The following is a 20,254-nucleotide window of genomic DNA, read 5'->3' as shown; positions in this document are numbered from 1 at the left end:
GGTGCGGTGGGTCGGTTCGACCCGCTAGACAAAGGGGGCCATGGCCGACCGAGTCGAACGTCTGACCAACCTGTTGGCGCTGCTCCTCGAGACGCGCCAACCGTTGAGCCTCACCCAGATCGCCGACGAACTCGTCGGGCAGTATCCCGACAAGGCCGGCGCACGACGTGGCGCGTTCGAGCGTGACAAGGCGGCGCTGCGCGACATCGGCGTGCCGATCGAGCAGGAGATCCTGAGCGGCACCGATCAAGCCGGCCAGACCCGCTACTGGATCGACCGTGACCGCTACGAGCTCCAGGGCCTCGAACTCGACCCCGACGAGACCCGGGCGCTCCAGGTGGCGATGGCCGCGACCCGCCCCGGATCGTCGAGCGGCCAGGAGGCGATGTGGAAGATCGGCGGCGGTGTGCTCGACAGCGGGGCAGCCGTCGCCGCCGTCGTGCCCGACGCCGCAGCACTCCCGGCACTGCGCGAAGCGGTGTCGGGCGGCTCGTCGGTCCGGTTCCGGTACCGCGACGTCGACCGTCGGGTCGACCCGTGGGGCGTGCTGCTCCGTTCGGGCTTCTGGTACCTGGTCGGACACGATCACGAGCGGGACGCCCGCCGAACGTACCGGATCGACCGGATCGTCGGCGACGTGACGCTCGACGGGCCGGCCACGGTCACCCGGCCGGACGACTTCGACCCGCGCGACGCCGTGCCCGACGATCCGAAGCTGATCGGGGCGTCCGGTGACGTGACCGAGGCGACGGTCCGGATCGACGTCGGACGTGCCGCGACCGTGATCCGCGAACTCGGCGACGATCGAGTGCTCGACCGCACCGACGACGGCGCGGTCGTCGTCCGCGTGCCGTGTGCGAACCTCCCGGCGTTTCGGTCGTGGGTGCTCGGATTCGTCGACCACGCAGAAGTCCTCGGCCCGGACGACGTGCGAGCCGACGTGATCGGATGGCTGGAGGCGATGGCATGAGCCGACGAGGGCCACGTGGGGCCGAAGATCGACTTCGTCGGTTGCTCGTCATGCTGCCGTGGCTGATGGAGCGCGGCGAGGTGCCCGTGGCGGAGGCCGCCGACCACTTCGGCCTGAGTGAGAACGACGTCGCCCGCGACCTCGAGCTCGCAGCGATGTGTGGTCTCCCTCCGTTCGTCGACGAAATGATCGACGTCTTCATCGACGACGGAATGATCTGGGTCGGCGTGCCGCGCCTGTTCACGCGGCCATTGCGTCTGAACTCGGTCGAGGCCTGGGAGCTGCTCGCGGCCGGACGTGCGGCGATGCAACTGCCCGGGGCCGATCCCGACGGCCCGCTCGGCCGAGGACTCGACAAGCTGGCCCGTGCCCTCGGCGAGGACGACACGAACCGGATCCGTGTCGAGCTCGAGCGGCCCGAGTCGGCGGATCGGCTCGCCGACGCGATCGCCGCTGCCGAGCGACTCCGGATCGACTACTGGAGCGCCTCGCGCGACGAGGTCACCGAGCGATCGATCGTCCCCCGTCAGCTGTTCACGGATCGGGGCGAGTGGTACGTGAGCGCCGACGACGATCGGTCGGGCGAGGTGCGGACGTTCCGGATCGACCGGATCGAGTCGGTCGAGTCGACGGGTGAGACCGGCGTCGCCGGCGACGGAGCGCTCCCGACGCCCGGCGAGTGGTTCGTCGACGCCGACATCCCGCGTGCGATCGTGCGGCTCGCTCCGGACGCTCTCTGGATCGTGGAGCGATATCCGTTCGACGCCGTCGGTGAACCCGACGCGGACGGCTGGGTCGAGGCGACCCTGCCCGTCGCCAGCCTGCGCTGGTTCGTGCGGACGATGCTGCGTCTGGGGCCGGGCGCCGAGATCGTCGAGCCGGCCGACCTGGCCGACGCCGTGCGCGAGGCCGCCCGCAGCGTGCTGGCGCGCTATCGCTCGTAGAACGGCGCAAGGCCGTGGGCGTCGGTGATGCCGTGGTCGGCCAGCAGCTTGGGGAGCACGAGTGCCGTGGCGCGTGCGTCGAATCGTGCGTCGTGAGGGCGGTCGTTGTCGATGCCGTACCGGTCGCAGAGGTCGGCGAGCCGGTGCGACTGCCGGCGGTCGGGGTCGAGGCGCCGCGAGAGCCACAGGGTGCACACCCGCGGCGGTGGTGTGAGATCGACCCGGTACGCCCGGGCGGCGCGCTCGATGAAGCCCCAGTCGAAGCTCATGTTGTGCGCGACGAGCACCGTGCCGTCGGTGCGTGCGGCGAACTCGGCGAGCACCGAGGTGGCGTCGGGTGCACCCTTGAGGTCGCGCCGGGAGATGCCGTGCACCCGCCGTGGGCCGACCCGCTGCCACGGCCACTTGAGCTTCACCAGCGACGACCATTCGTCGACGACCTCGCCGTCGTCGACGCGGGCCACGGCGATCTGCAGGATGCGGTGCCGGCTGGTCGACAGCCCGGAGGTCTCGATGTCGACGACCGAGAAGACCGGCAGCGCGCCGTCGACGCTCGACGGTTCGTCGGGGCGGTCATCGGCGGTCACCACGCCGTCCAACCTAACCGGAGGGTGTGACATCACCCCGGCCGGTCGGAGCAGTCAGAGCAGCTCGGCCGCGAGGCTGGCGACGCTGCTGCGTTCGCACGCCGTCAAGGTGATGTGTCCGAAACACGGCTGACCGCCGAATGCGTTCGTCAGGACGGCCAGGGCGTTGTTCGTCTCGCCGAGGTATGGCGCGTCGATCTGGCTGGTATCGCCGGTGAACACGACCTTCGTGCCGTCGCCGATCCGGGTGAGGATCGTCCGCAGTGTGGTCGGTTCGAGGTTCTGAGCCTCGTCGATGACGACGATCTGACGCTGGAGCGATCGGCCGCGCAGGAAGGTGACCGACTCGAGGCTCAGCTGGCCGCGAGCGGTGAGGTCGTCGATCAAGCGCTTGGCGTCGTGGCTGCTGTTGCGATCGGTGAGGGCGACGATGGCGTCGTGGATCGCCGACATCCACGGGTCGAGCTTCTCCTCGAGCCCGCCGGGGAGGAACCCGACGTCGGCCCGACCGACCGGGACGAGGGGGCGGTAGATCGCGACCCGCTCGTACAGGCGCTGCTCGACGACCTGTTCGAGTGCGGCGGCGATCGCCAGGATCGTCTTGCCGGTGCCGGCACGACCGTCGAGCGCGACCACCGAGATGTCGGGGTCGAGCAACAGTTCGAGCGCGAACCGCTGCTCCTTGTTGCGGGGGTGGAGACCCCACGGCTCGGGCGTGGCATGAGCGAGCAGGCGGAGGTCGTCGCCCATGCGACGGGCGAGCGCCGACTGCGAACCCGACCGGACGACGGCGAACTCGTTCTCGCTGACGAGGTCGGCGTCGTCGCCCAGCGCCTCGGCCTCGACCGCGTTCGCGGCGTAGAGACAGTCGACGACCTCGTAGTTGACGTCGAGGACCGTCCAACCGCTCGGGCGATCGGTGCGGGCCCGAGCCGGCTCGTGGGCCGCGGCATCGACGCCCAGGTGAGCGGCCTTGATCCGGAGTGCTGCGTCGTTCGAGATGATCGTGGTCGGCCCGTGGTTGCGCTGGCCCAGCGCGGCGCCGATGATCCGGTTGTCGGGGACGGCCGGGTCGAGCCCGTGCTCGACGAGGAGGTGCTTCTGGATCCCGTTGATCTCGATCTGGAGGGTGCCGCCGTTGAGCGGCACCGGATCGGCGAGCGAACCTCCGTGCTGCACCCGCAGTTCCTCGAGCGTGCGCAGCGCCGTGCGTGCGGCGCGGCCGACGTCGTCGGGGCGGGTCTTGAGCCCGTCGAGCTCCTCGACGACGGTGAGGGGGATGACGATCGCCTGGTCGGCGTAGGCCTGCACGCAGTGCGGATCGGCCACCAGGACCGAGGTGTCGAAGACGATCCTCGTGGTGGGGGGACTGGTCACCTCCTCCACGGCGTGCGCGGCGTGGTCATGCCCAAGGAGGTCGGTCACGGTTACCCCTGACTGGTCATGCAGGCGGATGTCCCTGCGTGGAGAGAGCTGGTCCCATCAACGGGGCCAGTTGTAGCAGGCTCGCCGCGACCGATCGGTGGATCGATCGAGATTGTGCCCTGACCTGGGGCGATGGCCGACGGTACGGTGCACGGTCGTGGGGACGACCTCGGCATGTGTGTTCTGCGGGATCATCGGGGGGAGCGACGAGGACGTCGTGGTGTATCGCGACGACGTCGCCGTGGGCTTCCTCGACCATTCGCCGCTGTTCGTCGGGCACGTCCTGATGGTGCCGGCGACGCACGTGGTGACGCTCGCCGATCTGCCGGACGATCTCGTCGGGCCGTTCTACCGGCGTGTCCAGCACGTCTCGGCCCGGTTGCCTGAGCTGCTCGGAGCACAGGGCACCTTCGTCGCGAACAACAACACCGTGAGCCAGAGCGTCGCCCATCTGCACGTGCACGTGGTGCCGCGCTCGAAGGGCGACGGGCTGCGTGGCTTCTTCTGGCCGCGTCGTCGGTACGAGCCAGGTCAGGCGGTTGCGACAGCAGCCGAACTGCGCCGTGGGCTCGCCGATTTTCCACACGGGTGACGCCGCCAGACCGTTGCGGGGGAAGGCTCCCACGATTGACAGATTGCATCTGCAACGACATCGATAGTTGCAGGGATGTAGTTTGAAGCGTTTGATGGGCCATGCCCGAGGGGCACGGGGATGTGGAAGTACCGCTCCCCGTCACCGACCCGAAAAGGAATTCACATGACCAAGGCAGAACTCGTCGAGGCCGTCGCCAAGGCAGCCGACGTCACCAAGGCCGACGCCGAGCGCACGATCGATGCGTACTGGGACACGGTCGTCAAGACCGTCAAGAAGGACGACAAGGTGTCGTGGCCGGGCATCGGCTCGTTCAGCCTGTCGAAGCGCGCCGCTCGCACCGGCCGCAACCCCCAGACCGGCGAGCCCGTGAAGATCAAGGCGTCGAAGGCGATGAAGTTCACCGCCAGCTCGACGCTCAAGACCACGCTCAACGGCAAGAAGTGACCGGCTGATGGCAGCGACGAAGAAGGCGGCAGCCAAGAAGAAGGCGCCCGCCAAGAAGGCACCAGCGAAGAAGAAAGCCGCGGCCAAGAAGCCTGCGGCCAAGAAGGCGCCGGCCAAGAAGAAGGCCGCCGCCAAGAAGAAGGCTGCCGCCAAGGCGCCTGCGAAGAAGAAGGCTGCCGCGAAGAAGGCCGCTGCCAAGAAGGCCCCTGCGAAGAAGAAGGCTGCCGTCAAGAAGAAGGCGGCGGCGAAGAAGGCGCCGGCCAAGAAGAAGGCCGCCGCCAAGAAGAAGGCAGCTGCGAAGAAGGCCCCCGCCCGCAAGGCGCCGGCCAAGAAGAAGGCAGCTGCCAAGAAGGCCCCGGCGAAGAAGAAGGCTGCCGCCAAGAAGGCCGCCGCCAAGAAGACGCCGGCCAAGAAGAAGGCAGCTGCGAAGAAGGCCCCTGCCCGCAAGGCACCGGCCAAGAAGAAGGCAGCTGCCAAGAAGAAGGCCCCCGCCAAGCGGACGGCCAACAAGAAGCAGTAACCCGATACCGACTCGGGCACCTCGACGGGGGCGGCGTCAGCCGCCCCCGTCGTCGCGTCTACGGGGCCGTCTTCACGGCGCGGTCTCGGCCTCGGTCGGTCGCGAACGTGGGAACCACAGCGCGACCGCGGTGCCGACGCCCGGCTCCGACTCGATCGTCACCGTGCCGCCGTGTGCGGCGACCGTCGCGTCGACGATCGCCAGCCCGAGGCCGCTCCCGCCGCGATGACGGGTTCGTGAGGGATCGGCGCGGAAGAAGCGCTCCGTCACCCGGTCGGCGATCTCCTGCGGCATGCCGCCCCCTTCGTCGCGCACCGTCAACGTCGCTCCTGCATCGTCGCCGACGGCGGAGATGTGAATCGTGACCCCGGGATCGGTGTGCACGATGGCGTTGCCGACGACGTTGGCGACGACCTGTCGGACGCGGTCGTCGTCGCCCACGACCGTCGTGTCGCCGGACGCCTCGACGTCGAAGGTCCGCTCGGGGGCGACGATCCGGCCGTCGTGGGCGGCGTCGCTCCCGATCGTCGCGAGGTCGATGTCCGTGAATGCGAGCGGGCGGTGCTCGTCGAGCTTGGCGAGGGTCAGCATGTCCTCGACGAGGCGGGCCATCCGCGCCGCCTCCTGCTCGGTCCGCCTCATCGCGTCGTCGAGCCGTTCCTGGTCGGCCAGTCCGCCGTGCCGGTACAGCTCGGCGTAGCCGCGGATCGTGGTGACCGGTGTGCGGAGTTCGTGTGATGCATCGGCGACGAAGCGTCGGAGTCGGGCCTCCGACGCCGCCTGATCGGACACCGACCGCTCGATCGTCGTCAGCATCTGGTTGAGCGCGTCGGCGAGCTGTCCGGCCTCGGTGCCGGGAGCGCCTTCGGGAACCCGCTCGGTCAGGTCGCCGTCGGCGATCCGCTCCGCCGACTCGGTCATGTCCTTGATCGGGCGGATACCGAGGCGGAGCACCCACCACCCGACGAGCCCGAGTGAGCCGAGGATCGCGAGTGATCCGAGCACTTCGACGAGGACGAGTCGGTCGATCGTCGCCTCGAGGTCGTCGATCGGCACGGCGGTGATCAGGACACCGTCGGCGCCGCGCTGTGCGTACACACGGTAGGTCGAGCCGCTCGCCGTCGAGTCGACCGAGAAGTACGAGCCGCCCGTTTCGGGCAAGTCGTCGGCGTCGATGATCGGCGCGCCGAAGTCGCCGGCCGTCGGCCGGTAGAACTCCTGCAGTTCGCCGTTGTCGCCCACGAACCCTTCGAAGACGTCGCTGACCCGCTCGCGGTAGTCCGACGGTGGCGGCTGTGCCGGCCGAGGCTGATAGCCACCGAGTGGATCGGAACGCTCGCCGTACTGCGGGCTGAGCGCTGCCAGCCGGTCGTCGACCTGTTCGACCAGCTGGTCGCGCGTCGTGCGTGTGACGACCACCGAGACGGCCAGGAGAACGACGGCGACGGCGGCGATACCGACGAGCAGACGCGAACGGAGCGACAGGTTCATCAATGGTCGCGGAGGGTGTAGCCCACGCCTCGGATCGTGTGGATGAGCTTCGGCTCGGTGTCGTCGAGCTTGCGGCGTAGATAGCCGATGTAGGTCTCGACCACACCGCCGTCGCCGCCGAAGTCGTACTTCCAGACGTGATCGAGGATCTGGGCTTTCGAGAGCACCCGACCCTGGTTCACCAGCAGGTACCGGAGGAGGTTGTACTCGGTGGGCGACAGCGCCACGTCGACGCCGCCACGACTGACTCGGTGGGCGTCCTCGTCCATGCGCAGGTCGGCGCACTGGTGGATCCGGTCGAGCGACTTGTCGGCGCTCGTCCGACGGAGCACGGCCTCGGTGCGGGCGACCAGCTCGTCGAGGCTGAACGGCTTCTCGAGGTAGTCGTCGCCGCCGAGGGTCAGCCCGCGGACCTTGTCCTCCGTGGCGTCGCGGGCGGTGAGGAACAGCACCGGCGTGCGGTCACCGTCGGCTCGCAGGCGCCGGCACACCTCGAACCCGTCGAGCTCGGGCATCATGACGTCGAGCAGGATCAGATCGGGCCGTCGGGCGGGGATCACCTCGAGGGCCTCCCGTCCGTTCGCCGCCTCGGACACGTCGAAACCGTGGTGCTGGAGGGCAGCCGCGAGCATCGAACGAAGATTGTCCTCGTCGTCGACGACGAGCAGGTGGTGACCGGGCATGTCGTTCACTGTGGCACGCGAGTCTGGGAGTTCGCTGTGAACTGCCTCGGGACGGACTGCGAGTGACGTGTTCATGACCCGACCATCGCGAGGATCTGTGCCGCGTCGGCGTCTGCCGTCGCCTGGTCGACGAGACCGGTCGACACGACGGTCTCCGTCCACGTGGCGACGATGTCGGCGGCGAGTCCGCTGTCGTACAGCGCCGCTCGTAGCTCGGTGGTTCGTTCGTCGACGAGCCGGCTCCAGTCGTCGACGGCGGTGAACCGCTCGACGAGGACGTTCGAGCCGCCCATCGGGTCGCCACCGCCGGCCCCTGTCTCGCCGCCGGGCCGTTGCGGGCGGTCACCCATGTCGGGCAGATCACCCATGTCGGGCAGATCGCCGGGATCGGGCAGATCGCGCACGTCGGGCATGTCGCCGGGATCGGGCAGATCGCCCATGCCGGGCATGTCGCCGGGTTCGGGCAGATCGCCCGTGCCGGGTCGTTCGCCTCCCCCGGGCATCTGGCCGGGGCCACCGTCCCCCACGTTCTGGACGCCGAAGGCGAGGTTGTGGTCCCAGGCGACGACGGTGAACCGTTCCGCCTCGGTGTCGTAGAACAGATACGAGTTGTTCCCGGGGCCGTCGATGTCGTCGAAGTTGCCGATCAGGTCCTGCATTGCCAGGTACGTCGCGAACGCATCCACGTCGAGCCAGTCGTCCAGCTCGGCGGCGAAGGTCTCGTCGTCGCTCTCGTTCACGAACTGCAGGAAGTCGATCAGTGGGTCGAGATCGGCGTTGTCGTCGCCCGCCTCCTGGTCGAACACGTCGTCGTAGGCGTCGGGATCGTTGCCTCGGTACGAGTAGTCGCCGGTGCTCTCCGCCTTGTACAACGCTCCGTCGTCGCCGAACTCCTCGGACATCCAGGTGTCGTCCGGATGCTCGATGACGAGTCGGAGCGCCGCATCGCCGCCGTTGACACTGAACGCGACCGAGATCGCATCCTGGGATGCGAGTCCGGCGGCCTCCAGCAGTTCGAGCGCGACGGCCTCGTTGATCGCCGTCTCGGTGGAGTTCGACCGGACCACGAGGTCGGTGAGGCCGTCGTGGTTCTGGCCGTCGACGAGTTTGTCGAGCTTGATCAGCCACGGGATCGTGGCCGGGTCGTCGTCGGAGCCCACCGCTCGGAGCGACGAGTTGCCCTTGAGCCGGATCCCGACCTGCTCGTACGTTTCACCGTCGATCGTGATCGTCGCCTCGATCCATTCCTTGTCGCCGGTCGATGTGTAGGTCGCCAGCATGGCCGAGTAGTCGTCGTCGTCGAACTCGAGCTCGATCGAGTGGGCGGTCGCGCTGTCGAGCGTGCCGACGGCACCGAACGAGCCGGTCGAGACGACGACGTCTGCGTCGTCGGCTCCGTCGTTCTCGTCGGTGGTTGCCGTCGCATCGTCGGACGTGGCGGCGCCCGACGTCACGTCGTCGGCGGCGACATCGGCCGTGCTGCAGCCGGCCAGCACGATCAACGCGAGTGCGGCTGCCGCGGCGCGGCGCAGGGGGGAAGTGGGGATGTCGAACATGGTGACGATGCAAGCGACGGCGGATGCGAGCCGGCTGCGACGTCGCTGTGAGTCTCCCGTGAACGTTCCTGCCGAACTGTGGGGTGATTCTCGGTCAACTGCCAGGTTCGTTGCGTACACCTGGTCGCAACCTTCCGTTCAGCCGGCCCGACGGCCGCTCAGACCCTTCTGGAGACCACCGTGTCACTCCCACTCCTCTTCGCCGCCGATCTCGTTGCGATCACCGTCCTCGTCGGTGGTCTGTACTTCCCGCGTCACCGCCGCCGGGAGATGGTCCTGGCACTGCTCGTGATCAACATCGGCGTGCTCGCCCTCACCCAGGCGTTGTCGTCGGCCGAAGTCGGCGCCGGACTCGGACTCGGCCTGTTCGGGGTGTTGTCGATCATCCGTCTGCGCTCGAACGAGATGCCCCAGCACGACGTCGCCTACTACTTCGCCGCGTTGGCGCTCGGCCTCCTCGGCGGCTTTCCCGTCGATCCCGGCTGGCTCAGCCCGGCGCTGATGGCCGCCGTCGTGGCCGCCGTCTTCATCGGTGATCATCGACGACTGCTCGGCAGCTACCGACAGCAACTCATGACGCTCGATCGGGCACATCCGACCGAGGCCGGTGCCCGGGCACACGTCGAGGCGTTGCTCGGCGGCACGGTGCATCGCGTCGTCGTGCGCAAGGTCGACCTGGTGAACGACACGACCCTGGTCGATGTCGCCTTCCAGGAAGCCGACCAGGACCAGGCGTACCACCGTGCCGAGTTCGAGGTGTCGGCGTGACCCCGCTCGACGCCCTGGTCGGGGGGACCGACGCCGTCGGCCTCGACGAGATCCTCTCGGGATCGGCCCTGATGACCCGAACCGACCGCAAGTACGTCCTCGAACCCGGCGACGTCGCTGCGCTGTTGTGCGAACTCGGACCCTCGGTCCGTGTGCTCGAGATCGACGGCAAGCGCAGTTTCGGGTACGAGTCGATCTACTTCGACACCCCCGAACTCGACTCGTACCTTGGTGCTGCGCGTCGTCGTCCCGATCGGTTCAAGGTTCGGACGCGTCGCTACGTCGACCAGGACACCTGCTGGGTGGAAGTGAAGACACGGACGCGGCGTGGCCAGAACGAGAAGGTGCGTCGTCGTCACGACCCGGCGGACGCCGATCGACTCACCCCGGATGCACTCGCCTTCGTCGCGGCGACGGTCGACCCGGCGACCGCCGACCGGCTCGAACCGGTACTCCGCACCCGGTACCGCCGGACGACCCTCGTGGTCGGCGATCAGCGGATCACGATCGACGCCGACCTCCGATGCGACGACCTGACCGGCCAGGCGTTCGGGATCGGCGACCGGTTCGTGGTCGAGACGAAGTCGCCGGGCGGACCGGGCACCGTCGACCGCGCACTCTGGCGGCTCGGTCGGCGGCCGCTCACGATCAGCAAGTTCGCGCTCGGCCTCGCGATGTCGAAGCCGACACTGCCACGGAACAAGTGGCATCGGGTGATCGATCGCTACGTCGTGCCCGACGACTCGATGGTCACAAGTCGGAGATCCGCTTGAACACCTCGGCCAGCTCGACGCCGTGAGGCGCGCCGAGTTCGGCGAGTCGTGCCGTGATGCGCTCGTCGAACGCCGCCAGCTCCGCGGCGTCGGCGGCGTGCATCGTCGACTCGAACTGGCTCTCGTGGGCGTGCAGTGCGTCGAGCTTGCGGCCGACCGAGGCGGTCACGTCCTCGACGTGGTCGGGCTCGTCGGCTTCGAAGAGGAACAGGTGCGACGGGCGATGATGTGACGGGCCGACGTCGGGAAAGAAGTGTGGGTCGCGAGCGGCGACGACGGCGTCGCACGTGAGCAGCCCGGCGGCCCGGTGGTCGGGGTGCAGCCGGTATCGCTTCCACGGGTCGTGCCCGAGGACGACGTCGGGTCGGAGCTCGCGGATCGCACGCACGATGCCGATCCGGTGCTCGACCGTCGGCTCGAGTTCGCCGTCGACGGCGCCGAGGAAACGCACCTCGCCAGCGCGCTCGCCCGACAGGCGTCGGCCCGCTTCGCGTTGTTCGCCCTGACGCCGCTCGACGAGCGAGGGCAGATCGGCTTCGACGTCCCACGTGCCCTTCGAACCGTCGGTGCACACCACGTGATGCACCACGCACCCGTGGTCGGCCCACTTCGCGAGCGTGCCACCGGCGCCGAACTCGACGTCGTCGGGGTGTGCGCCGATCGCCAGCGCGACCCTCGGTGTGTCGAGCGCCGACGTCCACGAGGTGCTGGTGATGGGCGGTTGGCCGGGCTCGTTCGTGCTCATCGGTCCGGCCCGGTCCAGTTGCCGTCGGCACCGAGCCCGATCCCGAGCTCGTCGAGATCGGTGATCGTGTCGACGTCACGAGCGAGCCGCGGGTCGGTGACGACCCGGACCTCGAGATCGCGTTCGAGCGCGGCGGCCAGGTGATGCCGGAAGCTCCCGGCGCCGTACATGGCGGGGAGGTCGGTCGACGCCGGCCGTGTCTGGACGTTCGTCCCGTCGAGGCGATGGTCGGGAACGAGGGTGACGACGCCGTCGGCGATCAGGTGCTCGAAGCCGGTCGCGAGCGGCAGATCGCCGTGTGCGATCACCACGTGGTCGAAGCCCTTGCCCGCCACGACGGCCGAAGCGTGGTCGACGGCGCCGTTCAGGCCGAGCCCCGGCGTCCACAACACCTCCGCGCCCTGACGCCCGGCCCAGTCGGCGACCTCGTCGTCGTCGCACACCACGAACGGGGTGAACGGCCGGGCCGCATCGAGGACGCGTGCAGCCATCATCCGTGCGAGATCGGCGCGGGCGACGGGTGACACCGACGGGGCCAGGCGGCCCTTGGCGTTCCGGAACGCCTTGATCGGCACCAGCACGGCCGCTTCCACACGCCGAACCCTAGGCGGCGCGTCGTCTGTTCACGACGGTCGAGCCGCAACTACAGTGCCGCCATGCGCGCTCCCGAGATTCGGGTGGCCGTGATCGGGGCCGGTTCTTGGGGGACCACCGTCGCATCGCTCGCCGCCGTCAACACGCCCACGACGCTGTGGGCTCGCCGCGGCGATCTGGTCGAGACGATGCGGTCGACGCGCGAGAACCCCGACTATCTCGCCGGCTTCAGGCTGCCCGACGAGCTCGAGGTCACCGATTCGATGGAGGAGGCGGTCGGGTCGGCCGACGTGCTGGTGATGGCCGTGCCGTCGCACGGCTTCCGCGATATCGCCGCCGAGGCGGCAGGGTCCATCCGGCCGTGGGTCCCGGTGGTCAGCCTGTCGAAGGGGCTCGAGCGCGACACCCTGAAACGGATGACCGAGATCATCGGCGACGAGATGCCCGGTCGTCCTGCCGGGTTGATGACCGGGCCGAACCTGGCCAAGGAGATCATGGCCGGCCAGCCCGCCGCCAGCGTCGTGGCCATCCCCGACAGCACGATCGCCGTCGAACTCCAACGGATCCTGAGCCAGCCGAGTCTGCGTGTCTACACGAACCCCGACGTCGTCGGCTGTGAGGTGGCAGGCGTGGTGAAGAACGTGATCGCCATCGCCGCCGGCATGATCGAGGGGATGGAGTTCGGCGACAACTCCCGCGCCACGCTGATCACGCGCGGACTGGCCGAGATGTCACGCCTCGGGGTGGCGATGGGCGGTGACCCGTACACCTTTGCCGGGCTCGCCGGCATGGGTGACCTGATCGCCACCTGCTCGTCGAGCCAGAGCCGCAACAACTCGGTCGGGCTGCAACTCGGTCGAGGCAAGTCGATCGAGGAGATCCTCGACTCGATGAACATGGTCGCCGAGGGCGTCAAGAGTTCGCCCAGCGTGCTCGAGCTGGCTCGCCGATACGGTGTCGAGATGCCGATCACCGAACAGGTCGTCGCCGTGTGCCACGAGGGCCGCAGCGCACGCGATGCGCTCGCTGCCGTCATGGCGCGCAGCAACAAGAGCGAGTTCGACTGATCGTCCCCGACCCCCTGACGACACGGGTGCGGCGCCCCGACACCAGCGCCGAGGAGCTTCGATGATCACCACGGGTATCACCGGTTCGGCCTGGCGCGCCTCCATCTCGCCGTGGGGGCGGATCGAGCCGTGGGACGACGACCGTCCGCTCGACTGGTTCGTCGCGGCCGACGATCGTTGGCACGTGCCCGCCGACGAGCCGACCGTGCGCCAGCAGCGGATCGACGGTACGCCGGTCACCGAGACGCGCGTCCGCGTCCCGAACGGTGATGTCGTCCAGCGGGTCTACAGCGTGCCCGACGCCGGTGGGTTCACGATCGTCGAGGTCGAGAACGAGTCGACGCTCCCGGTGGCGGTCGCGTTCGACCGCTCCGACGTCGTCACCGAACGACCCGTTGCCGACATCCCCATCGAAGGGATCGAACTGCCCGCCGGCTCGTTCGTGCTGCCGCTCGGACACAAGGCGACGGTGCGCGTCGGGATCCCGCACGGCACGGCCCCAGAGCGTCTGCCGGACGTGCCGGCGGCTCGTCAGGTCGCGAACGGCTGGCTCACGACGACGGAGCGTGCGAGCCGGTTCGTGCTGCCCGACGGCGAACGCGGCGCGTCGCTGGCAGCCACGGTGACGGCACTGCGGTGCGAGCTGGCGCTCGGGGCGATACCCGATGCCGACGACGAACCCGAGGCGTTCGCGCTCGCGCTCGGCGAACTCGTCCGGATGGGGGAGCAGCCCGGACCGTGGCTGGAGGAGTTGGTGCGTGCCGTCGAACAGTTCGCCGACCGCACGACGTGGACCACCGACGCCGCGCTCGTGGCGACCGACCGGGTCCTCGCCGCGGCCGGCGAGGACCGAGCGCGGCGCGACCTCGCGAAGAGCGTGGCATCACGGGTCGCCTCGGAGCGGCCGACGACGCCACCCGACGGCATCGCGGCCGTGGCGTGGCTCGAGTCGTCGTTCGCCGTCGGCGGCGCACTGCTCCCGTTCGGATTGCCGGACGCGTGGCTCGGCCAGTCGGTCGAGGTCTACGGCGTGCCGACCGCCGCCGGCAGCACGGTGTCGTTCGCGCTGCGCTGGCACGGCGAGCGACCGGCGGTGCTGTGGGAGCAGACCGGCGAGCCGGTCCGACTCACCGCACCCGTGATGGATCCCGACTGGGCCACCGCCGAGCCGTCGGGTGAGGGTTTGTGGGCGGCGCCGCCGAACGGGTCCGGTCACACGTCGACGTCGGTGCAACCCGACGATCAGGGCGGCTCGTTCTCCTGACCCGACCCGACGGCACCCCTGCGGTGGGTCGGCCCTAGGCTGCATTCATGGCGCTCACCGATCTGCCCTCGCTCGACTCGCTCAAGCTCACCGAGTGGACCTCGTGCGGCGGATGCGCCGCCAAGTGGGGTGCCGCACTCCTGAAAGACCTGGTCGCCGAGTTCCCGGCGCCCACCGACCCGTCGCTCATGGTCGGTCTGGCGCCGTTCGACGATGCCGCGATCTACAAGGTGTCCGACGACGTCGCCATGGTGTCGACCACCGACTTCTTCCCGCCCCTCGTCGACCATCCGGCCGACTTCGGTGCCATCGCCGCCGCCAACGCGTGCAGCGACGTGTTCGCGATGGGCGGCTCGGTCGTCATGGCGATCAACGTCGCAGCGTTCCCCGAGGACTTCCCGCGCGAGGCGATCGTCTCGATCTTCGAGGCTGGCGCTCGCGTCGTGGCCGAGGCGGGCGGCGCCGTCGCCGGTGGACACACGATCCGCAACCCCGAGCCCATCTACGGCCTCGCCGTGCAAGGCGTCGTCCACCCCGACAAGATCTTCCGCAAGGCCGGCGCACGCCCGGGCGACGTGCTGCTGCTGTCGAAGCCGGTCGGCACCGGCCTCACGCTGGCGTGTGGGACGGAGGCCGACAAGCGGGTGGCGATCGACGGCATGACGACGATCAACCGTGCCGCTGCCGAGGCGTTGCGTGCCCTCGACGGGGCCGTGCACGCCGTCACCGACGTGACCGGATACGGCTTGGCCGGCCACAGCTGGGAGATGGCCGAGCGTTCCGGCGTCCGCGCCGTCGTCGACACCGCCGGCATCGTCACGTACCCGGGCGCGCTCGAGGCGGCGAACGACGGCCAGCGCACCGGCGGCGACCCGCGCAACCGCGACTACCTCGCCGGACACCTCGACTCGTCGGCGGCGCCCGGACCCGAGGCGTTGTGCTTCGATCCGCAGACCTCCGGCGGGCTGCTCGCGGCCGTCGACGCCGCAGCGGCGTCCGACCTCGAGGCCCAGGGCTTCTGGCGCGTCGGCGTCGTCGAGGCCGGCGACGCCCGACTCGTCCTGCGCTGACCGACGGGCTTCAGCCGAACGCGACCAGCGCCACGAAGACGGCGCCGAGCACGAGCACGACCGTGCCGACCAGCACGGCCGGCCGGACCGTCCGTCCGCCGACACCGTCGGGTTCACCGCCGGTGAGTCGCGGGCTGTTGTGTCCGCCGGGCCACCGCCACCGCGACGCCGGATCGCGTCCAGGGCCCCACGAGTCGTCGTCCATGCGGCCAGCGTAGGCCGGAGGGGACTTTCGAATCTGGCGTTCACGCCCTGGTTGACCTTGGGTGGGAGGCAGCAGACGTCGAGCACGCGAGGAGGGGCACGATGAGCAAGAACTTCGTCGAGATCCAGGGCGAGGTCATGTCCGGCATGGGTGCCTTGGGCACGGAGGCACCCGAGGTCATGAACTCGTTCATGGGCCTGCACCAGGCGGCGACCGCCGACGGTGCGTTGTCGAAGCGCACGAAGGAGCTGATGGCGCTCGCCATCGCGATCACGGTTCGGTGCGACGGCTGCATCGCGTTCCACGTCAAGGACGTCCTCGAAGCCGGTGCCGGCCGAGGTGAGATCGTCGAGACCATCGGCGTCGCCGTCATGATGGGCGGTGGACCCTCGGTCGTCTACGGCTCGGAGGCCCTCGCGGCCCTCGAGCAGTTCACCGCTGCATAGCCGACGACCCAAGCCGGCGTCGGTGCGGACGAGGTGGCCGCACCGACGCTCAACCGACGACGACCGCGGTCGCGGCGAACTCGCCGGTGGCAGCGATGCCGGTGTCGCCGACCGCGACGATCGTGACGACGTCACCGGGCGAGGTCGCGCTCAGATCGAGGGTGGCGGTGTAGGGCACCGGTGTCGTCCAGTCGGTCGCCGTGATCTCGAAATCGAGCACCTCCGGCGGATCGGCCGGTATCAGCGCCCGCACGACGACCGTGCCCTCGAAGCCGCGGCCGAGGCCGTCGACCGTGAGGTCGCCTGCGGTGACCTCGTCGCCGAACTCGGGCACGTCGATCGTGACACCCTCACTCGTCGCCGACAGGACGAACCAGCCGTCGTCGGCGCCGAGCTGGCGCATGAACAGGATCACGCCCGTCGGCCGTGTGGTCGCCGGGTCGTCGTCGTCGAGCGGGCTCAGGACCTCGATCTCGCCGCTGCGACCGTCGCCCTGCATGAACTCGCCGATCAGCGGTTCGACGCCGAAGACCTGCTCGATGAAGTCGGACGCTGCTTCCTCGGGAGTGTCGAACACGACCTCGGCGGCAGGCCAGACCGCGACGACCGGCTCGACGACCGGAACGGTCGTCGGCGGTGTGGTCGTCGGGACGACGGTCGTGGGAGCGACGGTGGTCGGCGCGGCTGTCGTGGGTGGGGCTGTCGTGGCCGGCATCGTCGTCTCGGGCACCGTGGTCGGTGCGGTGGTGGGCGTCGTCTCGGGCGTCGTGGTCGGTGCGGTGGTGGGTGTCGTCGTGATGGCCGTCGTCGACGTCGGGGTCGACACGGCATCGTCACCGCACGCGGCAGCGAGCGACATCACCACCGATCCGCCGATGAGGGTGCGGAGCACCGTGTGGAACCGTGTGCGCGACATGTCGACCTCTTTCCGACTCCATCATCGGCCGCACGGGCGCCGAACGCAATGGACCAGAGTCACCGGTGCCCGGATAGCGTCGCCGGTGATGGCCCGTGGCAAGGCGCCGACGCGCAAGATCGAACAGGAGCTGTGGGCACACGGCCACGAGACGGTCGTCGGGATCGACGAGGTCGGCCGGGGCGCCTGGGCCGGGCCGCTGATGGTCGGTGCCGCGATCCTGCCGCGCGACAAGCGTATCCAGGGCGTTCGCGACTCGAAGATGCTCACCGAGGCCGACCGCGAGCGCCTGTTCGACCGCATCGCCGACTGGTGCATCACCTGGTCGGTCGGGGCGGTGAGCCAGGAAGAGTGCGACGAGATGGGGATGGCCGACGCGCAACGGCTCGCCTGTCGCCGGGCGGTCGAGGGGCTCGAGGTCGTGCCCGACGTGGCCGTCAGCGACGGCAAGTGGGACTTCGTGACACCCTGCGTCGCCGAGGTCGAGATGCGGGTCAAGGCCGACCGCCACTGCCTGAGCGTGGCAGCGGCGAGCATCCTCGCGAAGGTCGTCCGCGACCGAGAGATGCGGCGACTGTCGGAGAGCTACCCGAACTGGTCGTTCGACACCAACAAGGGCTACCCGTGCCCCAAGCACAAGGCGGCGCTCCAGGGTTACGGCCCGTCGGCGATCCACCGCCGCACGTGGGTGTTCATGGACAACTACGTCCGCTGGCCCGGCGTCGAGCGGGTCTTCCGCCCGGAGCAACCCACCCTGTTCTGAGTCGGATGAGGTCAGACCCCAACCGACACGGATGCTCGGACCCACGCCATCGGGTGGTCGGTTGGGGTCTGACCTCATCCGACACGGATGCTCGGACCCACGCCATCGGGTGGTCGGTTGGGGTCTGACCTCATCCGACCGGCTCCACTAACGTCGTCCGGGTGCTGGCACACCTGACGTCGTCGATGGGGTGGAACTGGGCGACCCTGATCGTGGTCGTCCTGATCCTCGCGGCCGTCGTGGCGTTCGCGTGGTCGTGGCGAGCGATGCATCGCGAGGCGTCGTCGCGCCCACCGACCGCCCTCATGTTCGGTGTGCCGGTCGTGGCCGCGGCGGTGGCGTTCGGCGCGTGGTTCACCGCCGACGAGTGGGACTGGCTGCTCGCCGACGGCACGGTCCGCTCGGACGGCGCCGAGGCCCCGCCCGTCGAGGTCGCCGACGGGTCGGAACGGTTCGTGCTCGTCGATGGGTCGCAGGTGACCTACCGCATCGACGAGCGGTTGGGCGGGAGCGATTCGACCGCGGTCGGCACCACGACGGTGTTGGCCGGTGAGATCGCCGTCGACCGCGAGACCCCGTCCGACTCCGTGCTCGGCACGATCGTCGTCAACGTCGAACGGTTCGAGTCCGATTCCACCCTGCGCGACAAGCGGATCCGGCACGACTTCCTCGAATCGACCGAGTACCCGTACGCCACCTTCGTCCCGACCAGCGTCGAGGGCCTGCCCGACCGATCGACCGACGGTCAGCGCATCCCGGTCGAGATCACGGGCGATTTGACCGTGAAGGAGACGACGGCGACCGAGACGTTCGGTGGCTGGGTCCGCATCGACGACGACCGGCTGACCGCCGAGATGTCGACCACGGCGCTGATGTCGACCTACGACGTGGGGCCGATCGCGATCTCCGGGCTGGTGTCGACCAGCGACGAGGTCGAGCTCACGTTCTCCCTCGTGGCCGTACCGAGCGGCGCCGTCGACGAGCTGGACGAGTTCGAGCTGGCCGGCGATCCCGCTCCGATCGACACCACGCAACCCGCTGCGACCTCGGCGCCCGACGACGCCGCGGCAGCGCCGACGACCACGGTCGAGCCGGCCTACGACACCGCGCGCTTCTCCGCGGCGGTGCTCCCCACCATCGAGACCCACTGCGCCTCGTGCCACGTGCCTGGCGGACCGGGCGCAGCAACCGTCGAGTTCGCCACCATCGCCGACGTCGCAGCGGTCGCTGCCGACATCGCCCTCGTCACCGAGTCGCGCTACATGCCGCCGTGGACGGCCAGCGACCTGTCGGTCGACTTCGAACACGACTGGTCGCTCTCCGACGAGCAGATCGCCGAGATCGCAGCGTGGGCCGAGGCCGACGGTGCCGTCGACGTCGAACCGTCGACGGGGTTGGAGCCGCGTAATGCGATCGTCGTCCCACTCGACGCCGACGTCACCGTGGCTGCCGAGCCGTACACCGGCTCGGTCGATCAGCGCGACGACTATCGCTGCCAGATCTACGAGATGCCGCCCGCCGACGACACCCGCTGGATCACGGGCTACACGATCGTCCCCGACCAGGTCGAGATCGTCCACCACGCGATCTTCTTCCGTGCCGACGCTGCCGTGATGGACGACGCACGAGCGCTCGACGCACGCGACGAGGCCCCGGGTTGGCCGTGCTTCGGACTCGCCGGTTTGCGTGGAACCGAGCAGATCGGTGGCTGGGCGCCGGGGCAGCAGCCCAAGACGTATGCCGAGGGCTCCGGCATCCGGATGGAACCCGGCGACTTCCTCGTCACCCAGATCCACTACCACTACGACCACGACGCACCCGCCGACGAGTCCGCCCTCGACGTCGAGTTCGCCGATGCCGATCAGGTCGCCGCCGCCGACGGCGCGTTCGACGACGTCGTCGTCACGACCTACCTCGCCCCCGCAGAGATCCCGTGTCGCGACGACGAGAGCGGTCCGCTGTGCGACCGTGCGACGGTGATCGCCGACATCCGCGACAAGTTCGGCGACTTCGCCGCGATCATCCCCGACGGGCTCATCGCCCAGTGCGGCGCCGACCTGCAGGCGATGATGGCCGACACCGACGGGGTCGGCTACGCCTCGTGTGATCACCGTGCCAGTGCCTACGGCGAGATCGTCGGTGTGCTCGGACACATGCACGAGTTCGGCGAGACGTTCCGGATGACGCTGAATCCGGGCACGGCCGATGAGCAGATCCTGCTCGACATCCCGAACTGGGCGTTCGAGTGGCAGTTCGACTACCGACCGATCGACACGATCGTCGTCGGACCGGGCGACGTCATCCGCGTCGAGTGCACGTGGGACCGCTCACTCGCCCCGATGCCCGAGCCACGTCACATCACGTGGAACGAGGGCACCGAGGACGAGATGTGCTACTCCACCCTCAGCACCGTCGACCGCTGAGTCGG

22 protein-coding genes are annotated in these 20,254 nt (G+C 69.3%); 13 read left to right on the top strand and 9 right to left on the bottom strand.

Annotation, left to right across the window (positions count from 1 at the left end):
- Window positions 1-40: 40 nt before the first annotated feature.
- Both BDK89_RS16020 and BDK89_RS16015 read left to right on the top strand, forming a co-directional pair.
- Window positions 41-970 (top strand): helix-turn-helix transcriptional regulator, encoded by a 930-nt coding sequence (locus tag BDK89_RS16020; RefSeq protein WP_133869909.1) that lies wholly within the window; start codon window positions 41-43, stop codon window positions 968-970.
- Window positions 949-1,914, top strand: coding sequence for a WYL domain-containing protein (locus tag BDK89_RS16015; RefSeq protein WP_133869908.1), 966 nt, complete (start codon window positions 949-951; stop codon window positions 1,912-1,914). The genes BDK89_RS16020 and BDK89_RS16015 overlap by 22 nt, the downstream gene beginning before the upstream one ends.
- Here BDK89_RS16015 and BDK89_RS16010 read toward each other — a convergent pair.
- Together BDK89_RS16010 and BDK89_RS16005 are read right to left on the bottom strand one after the other, a co-directional pair.
- Window positions 1,902-2,504 (bottom strand): 3'-5' exonuclease, encoded by a 603-nt coding sequence (locus tag BDK89_RS16010; RefSeq protein ID WP_166657623.1) that lies wholly within the window; start codon window positions 2,502-2,504, stop codon window positions 1,902-1,904. The genes BDK89_RS16015 and BDK89_RS16010 overlap by 13 nt on opposite strands.
- Before the next feature lie 51 nt (window positions 2,505-2,555).
- The gene (locus BDK89_RS16005) at window positions 2,556-3,878 is read right to left on the bottom strand and encodes a PhoH family protein (RefSeq protein ID WP_133869906.1); all 1,323 of its coding nucleotides are present in this window, start codon (window positions 3,876-3,878) and stop codon (window positions 2,556-2,558) included.
- Window positions 3,879-4,083: 205 nt separating this feature from the next.
- Between BDK89_RS16005 and BDK89_RS16000 the strand changes: the two genes are divergently transcribed.
- From BDK89_RS16000 to BDK89_RS15990, 3 genes are all read left to right on the top strand, one after another.
- A complete protein-coding gene (locus BDK89_RS16000) occupies window positions 4,084-4,518 on the top strand; it encodes an HIT family protein (RefSeq protein WP_208294098.1) in 435 nt (144 codons plus the stop codon).
- A gap of 165 nt (window positions 4,519-4,683) precedes the next feature.
- On the top strand, window positions 4,684-4,965 hold the full coding sequence (locus BDK89_RS15995) for an HU family DNA-binding protein (protein WP_133869905.1): 282 nt from the start codon (window positions 4,684-4,686) through the stop codon (window positions 4,963-4,965).
- A gap of 7 nt (window positions 4,966-4,972) precedes the next feature.
- Complete coding sequence (locus BDK89_RS15990; protein WP_133869904.1) at window positions 4,973-5,485, top strand: histone; 513 nt, start codon at window positions 4,973-4,975, stop codon at window positions 5,483-5,485.
- Between the two features lie 72 nt (window positions 5,486-5,557).
- Here BDK89_RS15990 and BDK89_RS15985 read toward each other — a convergent pair whose 3' ends face one another.
- The 3 genes from BDK89_RS15985 to BDK89_RS15975 all read right to left on the bottom strand — a co-directional run bounded on the left by BDK89_RS15985 (window position 5,558) and on the right by BDK89_RS15975 (window position 9,215).
- Window positions 5,558-6,976 carry a sensor histidine kinase gene (locus tag BDK89_RS15985; RefSeq protein ID WP_133869903.1) on the bottom strand — a complete coding sequence of 473 codons (1,419 nt, stop codon included), beginning with the start codon at window positions 6,974-6,976 and terminating at the stop codon, window positions 5,558-5,560.
- Window positions 6,976-7,659 (bottom strand): response regulator transcription factor, encoded by a 684-nt coding sequence (locus BDK89_RS15980; protein WP_133869902.1) that lies wholly within the window; start codon window positions 7,657-7,659, stop codon window positions 6,976-6,978. The genes BDK89_RS15985 and BDK89_RS15980 overlap by 1 nt, the downstream gene beginning before the upstream one ends.
- Window positions 7,660-7,730: 71 nt before the next feature.
- The gene (locus BDK89_RS15975) at window positions 7,731-9,215 is read right to left on the bottom strand and encodes a CotH kinase family protein (protein WP_133869901.1); all 1,485 of its coding nucleotides are present in this window, start codon (window positions 9,213-9,215) and stop codon (window positions 7,731-7,733) included.
- Between the two features lie 180 nt (window positions 9,216-9,395).
- On the opposite strand from BDK89_RS15975, the gene BDK89_RS15970 reads away from it, so the two are divergent.
- Window positions 9,396-9,983, top strand: coding sequence for a DUF4956 domain-containing protein (locus tag BDK89_RS15970; RefSeq protein ID WP_133869900.1), 588 nt, complete (start codon window positions 9,396-9,398; stop codon window positions 9,981-9,983).
- Entirely contained in the window at window positions 9,980-10,756 is a 777-nt protein-coding gene (locus BDK89_RS15965; protein WP_208294097.1) for a polyphosphate polymerase domain-containing protein, read from the top strand. Before BDK89_RS15970 ends, BDK89_RS15965 begins: the two co-directional genes overlap by 4 nt.
- Here BDK89_RS15965 and BDK89_RS15960 read toward each other — a convergent pair.
- Both BDK89_RS15960 and cofC read right to left on the bottom strand, forming a co-directional pair.
- Window positions 10,734-11,501 (bottom strand): PIG-L deacetylase family protein, encoded by a 768-nt coding sequence (locus BDK89_RS15960; protein WP_133869899.1) that lies wholly within the window; start codon window positions 11,499-11,501, stop codon window positions 10,734-10,736. The two genes, BDK89_RS15965 and BDK89_RS15960, sit on opposite strands and share 23 nt — an antisense overlap.
- Window positions 11,498-12,094 (bottom strand): 2-phospho-L-lactate guanylyltransferase, encoded by a 597-nt coding sequence (gene cofC, locus BDK89_RS15955; protein ID WP_133869898.1) that lies wholly within the window; start codon window positions 12,092-12,094, stop codon window positions 11,498-11,500. Before cofC ends, BDK89_RS15960 begins: the two co-directional genes overlap by 4 nt.
- 63 nt (window positions 12,095-12,157) lie before the next feature.
- Between cofC and BDK89_RS15950 the strand changes: the two genes are divergently transcribed.
- From BDK89_RS15950 to selD, 3 genes are all read left to right on the top strand, one after another.
- Complete coding sequence (locus BDK89_RS15950; RefSeq protein WP_133869897.1) at window positions 12,158-13,162, top strand: NAD(P)H-dependent glycerol-3-phosphate dehydrogenase; 1,005 nt, start codon at window positions 12,158-12,160, stop codon at window positions 13,160-13,162.
- Between the two features lie 61 nt (window positions 13,163-13,223).
- Entirely contained in the window at window positions 13,224-14,426 is a 1,203-nt protein-coding gene (locus tag BDK89_RS15945; RefSeq protein WP_133869896.1) for a hypothetical protein, read from the top strand.
- Between the two features lie 47 nt (window positions 14,427-14,473).
- Window positions 14,474-15,496, top strand: a complete 1,023-nt coding sequence (gene selD / locus BDK89_RS15940; protein WP_133869895.1) for a selenide, water dikinase SelD — start codon at window positions 14,474-14,476, stop codon at window positions 15,494-15,496.
- A gap of 10 nt (window positions 15,497-15,506) precedes the next feature.
- Here selD and BDK89_RS15935 read toward each other — a convergent pair whose 3' ends face one another.
- Window positions 15,507-15,701, bottom strand: coding sequence for a hypothetical protein (locus BDK89_RS15935; RefSeq protein ID WP_133869894.1), 195 nt, complete (start codon window positions 15,699-15,701; stop codon window positions 15,507-15,509).
- Window positions 15,702-15,802: 101 nt separating this feature from the next.
- On the opposite strand from BDK89_RS15935, the gene BDK89_RS15930 reads away from it, so the two are divergent.
- Entirely contained in the window at window positions 15,803-16,147 is a 345-nt protein-coding gene (locus BDK89_RS15930; protein WP_133869893.1) for a carboxymuconolactone decarboxylase family protein, read from the top strand.
- A 49-nt stretch (window positions 16,148-16,196) separates the two neighbouring features.
- Here BDK89_RS15930 and BDK89_RS15925 read toward each other — a convergent pair whose 3' ends face one another.
- Window positions 16,197-17,063, bottom strand: coding sequence for a hypothetical protein (locus BDK89_RS15925; RefSeq protein WP_133869892.1), 867 nt, complete (start codon window positions 17,061-17,063; stop codon window positions 16,197-16,199).
- 88 nt (window positions 17,064-17,151) lie between these two features.
- Here BDK89_RS15925 and BDK89_RS15920 point away from each other — a divergent pair, with 88 nt between their 5' ends.
- Window positions 17,152-17,826 (top strand): ribonuclease HII, encoded by a 675-nt coding sequence (locus BDK89_RS15920; protein ID WP_243839190.1) that lies wholly within the window; start codon window positions 17,152-17,154, stop codon window positions 17,824-17,826.
- Window positions 17,827-17,987: 161 nt separating this feature from the next.
- Window positions 17,988-20,249 carry a YceI family protein gene (locus BDK89_RS15915; protein WP_133869890.1) on the top strand — a complete coding sequence of 754 codons (2,262 nt, stop codon included), beginning with the start codon at window positions 17,988-17,990 and terminating at the stop codon, window positions 20,247-20,249.
- Window positions 20,250-20,254 lie beyond the last annotated feature (5 nt).

Origin of the sequence: Ilumatobacter fluminis (assembly GCF_004364865.1) — a bacterium.
Classification (GTDB): Bacteria; Actinomycetota; Acidimicrobiia; order Acidimicrobiales; family Ilumatobacteraceae; genus Ilumatobacter; species Ilumatobacter fluminis.
Note: the sequence above shows the minus strand (reverse complement) of the source record. Positions and strands in the feature narration are given on the sequence as shown.

Coding starts and splice junctions, on each gene's coding strand:
- BDK89_RS16020 (WP_133869909.1), top strand. CDS start 41: ATGGCCGACCGAGTCGAACGTCTGACCAACCTGTTGGCGCTGCTCCTC.
- BDK89_RS16015 (WP_133869908.1), top strand. CDS start 949: ATGGCTGGAGGCGATGGCATGAGCCGACGAGGGCCACGTGGGGCCGAA.
- BDK89_RS15995 (WP_133869905.1), top strand. CDS start 4,684: ATGACCAAGGCAGAACTCGTCGAGGCCGTCGCCAAGGCAGCCGACGTC.
- BDK89_RS15990 (WP_133869904.1), top strand. CDS start 4,973: ATGGCAGCGACGAAGAAGGCGGCAGCCAAGAAGAAGGCGCCCGCCAAG.
- BDK89_RS15985 (WP_133869903.1), bottom strand. CDS start 6,976: ATGAACCTGTCGCTCCGTTCGCGTCTGCTCGTCGGTATCGCCGCCGTC.
- BDK89_RS15980 (WP_133869902.1), bottom strand. CDS start 7,659: ATGCCCGGTCACCACCTGCTCGTCGTCGACGACGAGGACAATCTTCGT.
- BDK89_RS15975 (WP_133869901.1), bottom strand. CDS start 9,215: ATGTTCGACATCCCCACTTCCCCCCTGCGCCGCGCCGCGGCAGCCGCA.
- BDK89_RS15960 (WP_133869899.1), bottom strand. CDS start 11,501: ATGAGCACGAACGAGCCCGGCCAACCGCCCATCACCAGCACCTCGTGG.
- BDK89_RS15950 (WP_133869897.1), top strand. CDS start 12,158: ATGCGCGCTCCCGAGATTCGGGTGGCCGTGATCGGGGCCGGTTCTTGG.
- BDK89_RS15945 (WP_133869896.1), top strand. CDS start 13,224: ATGATCACCACGGGTATCACCGGTTCGGCCTGGCGCGCCTCCATCTCG.
- selD (WP_133869895.1), top strand. CDS start 14,474: ATGGCGCTCACCGATCTGCCCTCGCTCGACTCGCTCAAGCTCACCGAG.
- BDK89_RS15935 (WP_133869894.1), bottom strand. CDS start 15,701: ATGGACGACGACTCGTGGGGCCCTGGACGCGATCCGGCGTCGCGGTGG.
- BDK89_RS15930 (WP_133869893.1), top strand. CDS start 15,803: ATGAGCAAGAACTTCGTCGAGATCCAGGGCGAGGTCATGTCCGGCATG.
- BDK89_RS15925 (WP_133869892.1), bottom strand. CDS start 17,063: ATGTCGCGCACACGGTTCCACACGGTGCTCCGCACCCTCATCGGCGGA.
- BDK89_RS15920 (WP_243839190.1), top strand. CDS start 17,152: ATGGCCCGTGGCAAGGCGCCGACGCGCAAGATCGAACAGGAGCTGTGG.